The following is a 7,996-nucleotide window of genomic DNA, read 5'->3' as shown; positions in this document are numbered from 1 at the left end:
TGCGGCGCGATGCCGGGATGAGCGCCGTAGGAATCTCCGGCCTTTAGGCCGGGGAGGATGTCAACCCTTGAGTACTATCACTCTATCAGCAGATATGCCTTTAATCGGCCCCTCATCTTGTATGGCCCCTATTAGACGCAGCTCGTTTAGAAGGTCTGAAGGACTGTCCGTATAGCTTCTGAATGTAGTGGGGTATTTCACTTTTATGGTATTGCCTTCCTGCTTGGCATATTCGGTCGTGATACGTTTCTTTTGAATATCCACTTTGAGTCTGGCCACAAAGTTTTTCGCTGTGATTTCGTCATCATGCTCTGGCGGATAATCATCAATATTCTGTGGTGGTTCTTCCATCTCTGGAGGCATGGAGTCTATTGGATTTGACGGTTTAGGCTCTACTGGAACGTGACTGCTTTGTTTCGGAGCTGGTTGTTTTGCTGCTTGTTGTGGTTTAACAGGCGTGGTTTTAATGACTTCACCAGTCTCTTTGTCGATGTGCTCACTTGTTGGGGCCGGTGCCTCTCTGGTTTCAACAGAGTTTTCTACTTCGATTAATGCTGCCTCAAATGAGATTTCATCACGCAAAGTCGATGTGGCTCTTACAATGATGGAATACAGCGGATTGTCAGGAATTTTATGGCCACCAGCGAGGATGTCCAGCATGCAGTCCATCAGCTCTGGGTCACCGTATATCCACTCAACGCCTTCAGCGGGGATGATGTCTCTGATGTGCAGTACGGTTGTTGTATAGGACAGTGAGCGGGTGATACCGGCTACCTTTCTCATGCGGTAATGATTGTATTCGTCGATTCGATGTTTCCAGCAGTGCCATTCACCAGCTGGCTTATCGTTTTTGGCAAAGCCAATGATTTTCACCCCAAGCATTTGCCCGCCGAAGTCTCGTAAGAGTGCGGCAATAAACAAGCCATAAGTCCAGCACTCACCTCGATGAGATATTTCCTCTGGCTTGCATTTCAGTGGGAGCAATGTTCCCAGGCGAAGTTTTAAGGTTAACGCTACGCGCTTAATAGCCACTTCAATTGCACCGCCTTTTTTTGCGTACTCCCCTTCATGGCCAAATGGACGAAGCTGAAGCATTTCTGCCAGGCGTTCTATAGCTGGCAGATAATAAGTATCAAAATACTCGCGCGTGCATCCAGCATCATTGCGGATCTTTTTTATCAGCTGCGAATGTGGGGCAAGCAGGTCTTTAGCGGTAAGAAATGGGATGCCATCAGCAGGAATGGATGTTGATGGTGCAGGTACTGTGGTTTTTCGTCGGCCAAACATGATTTTCTCCGGAGAGTAGTTCGGCAAATTTAGATGGTTGTGGGAGAAATGTGTAGCTTTAACCGGATATTGGTTGTTGCCGGTTATGGTGTTTTAAGAAGCAAAAACCTTGCACAATCTCTCTTTGTAATTCGTCTTATATGGGTATTAAAGACTTGATCGTCTATTAGGAAATGTACCCGACCTTTCAAGGCAAAAATCAGTCGAAAAGGCACTATTCATCGGGTTTAATAGCGACGCTGTTCTGCCATTGATAATCTTGCAGGAAATTTGCCCGAGATACTAAGTCATATATCTGTCGAAAAAGTACAAATAAAAGAATGTAATGTCAGATATGTTCCTCTTGATGAGGATTTAAAAAAGTTGTTAATGAGTACTTGCTGACAATGGCAGCTTTAATCTCTTCAGAAAGGCTTGAAGGATAATTCTGACGAAGTGGCTTGTTATAAAAGGGGTAGGAAAAATGAATCAAACAGCAGACGAAATTCAAACTTTTCACGGTGGATGTCCCCATGACTGTCCTGACACCTGTTCTATGCAATTTAAGGTGCAAGATGGAAAGCTGATTGGGGTTAGAGGTAACCCTGACCATCCAATCACCCAAGGTGGCTTATGTGTAAAACTGAAAGATTATGAGAAACGTCACTACCATCCCGATCGCCTGCTCTACCCTTTAAAACGCACCGGGCCAAAAGGCAGTAAACAATTCAAACGTATTTCTTGGGATGAGGCGTTGGATGAAATCTCAACTAAGTGGAAAGACATCATCGCATCGGATGGTCCACACGCCATCATGCCAAACAGCTATTTAGGTAACCAAGGTTTAGTCCATGGTTTGAATGGCGGTGATGCTTTCTTTAACCGCATGGGGGCTACCGTTTGTGAACGTACTTTTTGTGGCGAAGGATCCTGCACAGCATGGCTGTTAACGGTTGGGCCGACTGCCGGTGTGGATCCCGAAAGTTTTTGCCATTCAAAGTACATCGTTATTTGGGCGTGTAACTCAGTAAGCACAAACCTGCATCACTGGAGAATTATCAGTGAGGCCCAGAAAAATGGAGCCAAAGTAGTTGTAATCGATTCTTATGCTTCGAAAACAGCGAAAGAAGCTGATTGGCATATTGCACCTAAACCTGGAACAGATGGTGCCTTAGCCATGGCGATGATCAATGTCATCATTAGTGAAGGTTTACAAGATCAGGACTACATTGACAACTACACTGTTGGCTATGCCGAACTCACAGAGCGGGCAAAAACCAGAACACCAGAATGGGCCGAGGAAATAACTGGCATTCCTGCCGAAGATATTCGGCGGTTTGCCCGTGAATATGCAACAACACCCCCAGCAGCCATTCGTTTGGGAGTTGCCCTGGAACGCACGTATGGTGGAAGTCAGGCTATCCGTGCGGCTACTTGCTTACCAGCATTGATCGGCGCATGGAGACATGTTGGAGGTGGTGCACTGCAATTCCCTGTTTGGGAACATCCTTATAAATTTGACGTTATTTGTCGTCCAGATTTAATTCCCGAAGGCACCCCTGTGGTAAATAATTTACAACTTGGTCGTGTTCTGACTGGGGAAACAAAACTTGAAACGCCAATTAAATCAATGATGGTCTGGAATACCAACCCTATTACCCAGGCACCTGAAACGGACAAGATCATTAAAGGTCTGGAACGTGAAGATCTGTTCTTGGTTGTGGCTGAGCATTTCATTTCTGACACGGCCGCCTATGCAGATATTTTATTACCCGCCGCGATGGGCGCAGAAATGGAAGACATGATTCTGTCATGGGGACATCTCTACCTAACATATAACACTAAATGTATAGAACCGCCCGGCGAAGCGAAGCCAAATAATGAGATATTCAGACAATTAGCCAAACGCATGGGGTATGAAGAAGAAAACTTTAGATGGTCAGATACTGAGTGTCTTGAAAATTACGTTGATTGGGACTCTCCGACTTGTGAAGGCATCGATTTAGCTTATATGCGTGAACATGGTTTTGCACGATTAAAAGATTTTGGTGACAAGGATGTACGAGCGCGTCACGCCAAAGGTGAGTTTCCAACACCGACAGGTAAATGTCACTTCTTGGTAGAAGGTGCTACAAATTTTGTTGCCGGGCCATTTCGTCAAATGTACGAAGGTTTTCAACCAGGTGAAGCATTGGACAGCCTGCCCGATTATCTGGCCTCAAGAGAAACGCCAGATACCAATTCCCAGCTGGCAGCTAAATATCCTTTAAACATCATTTCGCCTAAGAGCCATGGCTTCTTGAACTCATGTTATGCCAATGTGGAAGACAAGATAAAACGTCAGGGCGAACAGTTTGTGTTGATTAATGAATTAGATGCAATCGCGCGTGGAGTGAAAGAAGGTGACCAAGTACGCGTCTTTAATGACCGTGGTGCCTTTGAGGGCGTTGCTAAAATTTCCGAAGACGTTAATTCAGGAATTATCGTGGCAACACTTGGTTATTGGCGTCAACTCAATAACGGCACTGTGAACTGTATCAGTTCAGCGGAATTTGGTGATATGGGTCATTCAACGACATTCAGTGACAACTTAGTCGAAGTGTCATTGGCCTAGTGTTAACACCTGTTATTTTAAAAGGAAAAAATTATGGCTACTTTAGTAACTGATAATTGCCAACGCTGCCGGTTTACTGAATGTGTCACCGCATGTCCTGTGTCGGCATTTCGTGCTGGTGAAGAGATGCTATTTATAGACCCGGACACATGCGTTGATTGCGGTGCTTGTATTCCTAAATGCCCTGTTCAAGCAATCTACGAAGATTTAGATTTGCCTGAACACTTAAATGAGTGGATTGAAATTAATGAACGCCGCTCGAAAATAATGCCCAAAATCACTAATAAAGAACCACCATATGTAGGTGCTGATGATCGTAAAGCTTCATTAGGTTTTTAATTCAAGGGTGAATCAACATGAATAATTCCAAAAACCATCCACTTCAAGTCGCCATTATCGGAAGTGGGCCAAGCGGATTTTATGTTGCTGAAGCCCTTTTAAACTCCGGTATTTCTACAGAGATAACTATTTTAGAAAAGTTGCCTTGTCCCTATGGACTAATCCGTTATGGTGTAGCACCTGATCACCAAAAATTGAAGGGGGTTTCGCAAACACTTGATGTTATTGCAGAGCACCCTTCTGTTACTTATCTGGGTAATGTGGAAGTTGGGAAAGACATACAAATAAATGAGCTGATGCAGTTCTATCATATTCTGGTATTTACTACAGGCATGCCCAAGAGTTCACAGCTTGGCATCGAAGGTGAGAGTTTGATTGATGTGCATCCCTCCTCCAATTTCATCGGCTGGTACAACGGCCATCCTGATCATCAATCACTGTCGTTTGATTTTAATAACGATTCTGCCGTTATTATCGGTCATGGCAACGTGGCAATTGATATATGCCGTGTCTTAGCGAAACCTATAGATGAGTTAAGAAAGTCAGATATTCCTGAACAGGCACTTGATCTATTAAGCCAAAGTAAAATCAACCATATTAATCTCGTTGGTAGAAGAGGCCCAATTCAAGCGAAATTCACTACCAAAGAATTGCATGAACTTGGAAAGCTCGAAAATTGTAATGTTGCAATTCACCCAAAACATTTGAAACTTGGCAAGCAATGCCAACAGGAACTGGATGAAGTTTCCAATCTGATAGCAAAGAAAAATCATCGGGTTTTTGAGTCCTATAGTTCAAATTTTTCTACGTCAACAGGCACAGATAAAAAGAAAATAACCATTGATTTCATGTTGAACCCAAAAACATTTCAAGGGGATAAAAACCTACAGTCAATTGTTTTTGAAAAAACTCGCTTTGAGGGGCCTGCTTTTAAGCAAGTTGCCATTCCTTCTGATGATTTAGTGGTGATGTCGAGTGGCCTTGCTTTTACCTGTGTAGGGTTTAAGGGCTCTCCATTTGCTGGGCTAACGCTCGATAATAAAAAAGGCACTCTTTCAAATAAAAACTCGAGACTCATCAACGAGCATGGTGAGATTGTCCCCGGAATGTACACTGCCGGATGGGTTAAACGTGGCCCCAACGGCGTAATTGGTACTAACCGCGAATGCGCTCAGGATTCGGTGAATCAAATATTAGAAGATATGCCTAAATATGTTGAAAAACCCGCTTATGGCAATAAGAGTTTGATTGAGCATCTGCAAGCTAAAAATATTCAGTTCGTAACGTTCAATGATTGGAAAGTCATTGATGCTGTCGAAAAAGAACAAGGACAGAAATTAGGTAAGCCTCGAGAAAAATTCACCTCCGTCAGTTCCATGCTGGCATGTATATAAATTCTTATGACCACTCAACTAATCGACTCATTTAACCGACGCATTGATTATGTGCGGATCTCTGTCACAGATCGGTGTGACCTGCGTTGTAATTACTGTATGCCAAAAGGCTTTACAGATTACGAAGAACCAAAAGACTGGCTCACTTTTGATGAGATAGAGCGTGTGGTAAAAGCATTTACTGCACTTGGCGTTGAAAACATAAGACTGACGGGAGGTGAACCGCTGCTAAGAAAAGATCTTCCTGTTCTGGTATCACGTTTATCGCAAGTTGATGGTATCGATGATATTTCACTCAGTACCAATGCCACTCAACTTGAAAAACACGCGGTAGCTTTAAAAACTGCAGGCCTGAACCGGCTAAATGTCAGCATGGATAGCGTAGACCCCAAACGCTTTCATGAACTATGTGGTCGCGATGCGTTGGATGATGTTTTGAAAGGACTAAAAGCGGCAAAAGAGGCCAATCTAAACCCAATCAAAATCAATTCAGTATATCTGCATGACACACCAGATCATGAAGTGGATGCATTAGTTGAGTTCTGTATTGAGAATCACTTTGTACTGAGATTAATTGAAGCTATGCCCATGGGAGATACTGGACGTGCAGCTGGAAAATCTAACTTACAAAAAACCAAACTGCGTTTGCAATCTCAATATGGTTTAACTGAAACCATAGAAAGAGGTCCAGGACCAGCAAAATACCTGGTCTCAGGGGATGGCCAATTTAAGATTGGGTTTATCACCCCCATGTCCCAACATTTCTGTGAAAGCTGCAATCGCGTCAGATTATCAGTGGATGGTACACTCTACTTATGCCTTGGCCAAAATGACAGGTTTGAGTTAAGGCCACTTTTACGATCTGGTGCCTCCCAGACAGAACTGATCGAAGCAATCCAGGATGCTATTAAAATGAAACCGGAACGCCATGAATTTAATGAATCGCCGAAAAAGATTATTCGAATAATGGCTCGGACTGGCGGCTAATAATAAGCACTAACCGATTCAATTTTGGCAATATCTCTTACTGTCAATGCTTTCTCAAACTGGCTTTGTAAAAGGTGTTGCACTTTAAGAACCGCTTCATCTCCGAGGTCAAGTCTAGGAGTGAATGTCTTATAGTATCGCTGCTCCCTGGAAGCCGTATCAACAACGAGATATTTCCCAAGCTTTCGCATAACTATCGAGTTACTTAATTGAGAAACAAGCTCCAGAACGAGAGCAATCCAGCTCATCAAACTGCACTTAATTTTAAAGTTAAATCAGCGGAAAAAAGGAGACAAGGATGTTGATACTAAAGCGACAAATAGGACAGATACTCCACATCGGGCGAGATGTCACGATTGAGGTTCTGGATATAACGGGTTTGGGAGAAAACGACAGGTTCGAATAGGTCTCACAGCCCTCAAAGAGATAACGGTACACCGTGAAGATTGTGACAAATCGTTCATAAAACTCCTTTTACACGTTTACAAAACCTATGTTTAACCACTGCCAATAAACGCTGGGGTTTTGGTTTGTGTTTCGATCATTTACGTAATGTTAAAAAATTTAGCTGGAACCATAAACGTGTTTATCGGCTATACCGTGAGTTAGAACTGAATTTACGCATTAAGCCCCGGCGACGGATCAAACGGGATAAACCTGACGCACTGAGCGTTCCGACCGGCATGAACCAAGTATGGTCGATGGACTTTATGTCTGACGCACTGGATAACGGACGTAAGTTTCGTACATTCAATGTGATTGACGACTATAACCGCGAAGGCTTATGTATTGATGTGGATTTTTCTATGCCGAGCCAACGTGTTATTCGGTCATTAGAACAGATCATGGAATGGCGTGGTAAGCCTGCTGCAATACGATGTGATAACGGTCCTGAAAACATCAGTCAAGTATTGGTTGATTGGGCGAATAACCAGCAAATCACCCTGATGTATATCCAGCCGGGTAAGCCAACACAGAATGCTTACGTTGAACGCTTTAACCGAACTGTGCGTCACGAATGGCTTGAATTACATTTATTTGAATCTATTGAACAAGCACAGCTGCTAGCCACACAATGGCTTTGGACATACAATAATGAACGGCCTAATTCAGCAATTGGCAGGGTACCGCCAAGGTATTTGCTGAGTCCGGCTTAACCTCTACTTTTAACTGCGGTTAATAATGGAGGGATTACATGGTCACTACCCTTCAGTTCGCCAGCATAGGCTGTATAGGTTGTTGATAATGCGAGAACTAAAACTATTTTGTTTAGCATTCCGTCGCTCCTTTGAATTGGAAAATAATGAAGTCATGATGGTAGAGCGACTTGCAGAGCTACGCAACGAATAACCGGATATTGGCCCAAGCCGGTTATATTTCTAAGAGGCAAAAAAAA

Annotated in this window: 6 protein-coding genes and 1 pseudogene; 5 read left to right on the top strand and 2 right to left on the bottom strand. The window is 43.4% G+C overall.

Annotated features, from left to right (window positions below; translation table 11 throughout):
- Positions 1-60 precede the first annotated feature (60 nt).
- On the bottom strand, positions 61-1,287 hold the full coding sequence (locus tag LGT40_RS01165; RefSeq protein WP_226069841.1) for a TraI domain-containing protein: 1,227 nt from the start codon (positions 1,285-1,287) through the stop codon (positions 61-63).
- A gap of 463 nt (positions 1,288-1,750) precedes the next feature.
- On the opposite strand from LGT40_RS01165, the gene LGT40_RS01160 reads away from it, so the two are divergent.
- The 4 genes from LGT40_RS01160 to moaA are packed head-to-tail and all read left to right on the top strand — an operon-like array spanning position 1,751 to position 6,600.
- Positions 1,751-3,880, top strand: a complete 2,130-nt coding sequence (locus LGT40_RS01160) for a molybdopterin-containing oxidoreductase family protein (protein ID WP_226069842.1) — start codon at positions 1,751-1,753, stop codon at positions 3,878-3,880.
- 33 nt (positions 3,881-3,913) lie between these two features.
- Positions 3,914-4,219 carry a ferredoxin family protein gene (locus LGT40_RS01155; protein WP_226069843.1) on the top strand — a complete coding sequence of 102 codons (306 nt, stop codon included), beginning with the start codon at positions 3,914-3,916 and terminating at the stop codon, positions 4,217-4,219.
- Between the two features lie 17 nt (positions 4,220-4,236).
- Complete coding sequence (locus LGT40_RS01150; protein WP_226069844.1) at positions 4,237-5,613, top strand: ferredoxin--NADP reductase domain-containing protein; 1,377 nt, start codon at positions 4,237-4,239, stop codon at positions 5,611-5,613.
- 6 nt (positions 5,614-5,619) lie between these two features.
- Positions 5,620-6,600: a GTP 3',8-cyclase MoaA gene (moaA, locus tag LGT40_RS01145; protein WP_226069845.1), complete on the top strand. Its 981-nt coding sequence runs from the start codon at positions 5,620-5,622 to the stop codon at positions 6,598-6,600.
- Here the strand turns inward: moaA and LGT40_RS01140 are convergent.
- Complete coding sequence (locus tag LGT40_RS01140; RefSeq protein ID WP_226069846.1) at positions 6,597-6,848, bottom strand: helix-turn-helix domain-containing protein; 252 nt, start codon at positions 6,846-6,848, stop codon at positions 6,597-6,599. The genes moaA and LGT40_RS01140 overlap by 4 nt on opposite strands.
- Positions 6,849-7,097: 249 nt before the next feature.
- Here LGT40_RS01140 and LGT40_RS01130 point away from each other — a divergent pair.
- Positions 7,098-7,757, top strand: a pseudogene (locus LGT40_RS01130) (IS3 family transposase); the annotation flags it as partial.
- Positions 7,758-7,996 lie beyond the last annotated feature (239 nt).

The organism is Methylophaga pinxianii, assembly GCF_020447225.1.
Taxonomy (GTDB): Bacteria; Pseudomonadota; Gammaproteobacteria; order Nitrosococcales; family Methylophagaceae; genus Methylophaga; species Methylophaga pinxianii.
The sequence above is the reverse complement of the archived record's forward strand: the minus strand, read 5'-3'. Positions and strand labels throughout refer to the sequence as shown.

Excerpts from the sequence above, each read along its gene's own strand:
- LGT40_RS01165 (WP_226069841.1), bottom strand. The coding sequence starts at position 1,287 with ATGTTTGGCCGACGAAAAACCACAGTACCTGCACCATCAACATCCATT.
- LGT40_RS01160 (WP_226069842.1), top strand. The coding sequence starts at position 1,751 with ATGAATCAAACAGCAGACGAAATTCAAACTTTTCACGGTGGATGTCCC.
- LGT40_RS01155 (WP_226069843.1), top strand. The coding sequence starts at position 3,914 with ATGGCTACTTTAGTAACTGATAATTGCCAACGCTGCCGGTTTACTGAA.
- LGT40_RS01150 (WP_226069844.1), top strand. The coding sequence starts at position 4,237 with ATGAATAATTCCAAAAACCATCCACTTCAAGTCGCCATTATCGGAAGT.
- moaA (WP_226069845.1), top strand. The coding sequence starts at position 5,620 with ATGACCACTCAACTAATCGACTCATTTAACCGACGCATTGATTATGTG.
- LGT40_RS01140 (WP_226069846.1), bottom strand. The coding sequence starts at position 6,848 with ATGAGCTGGATTGCTCTCGTTCTGGAGCTTGTTTCTCAATTAAGTAAC.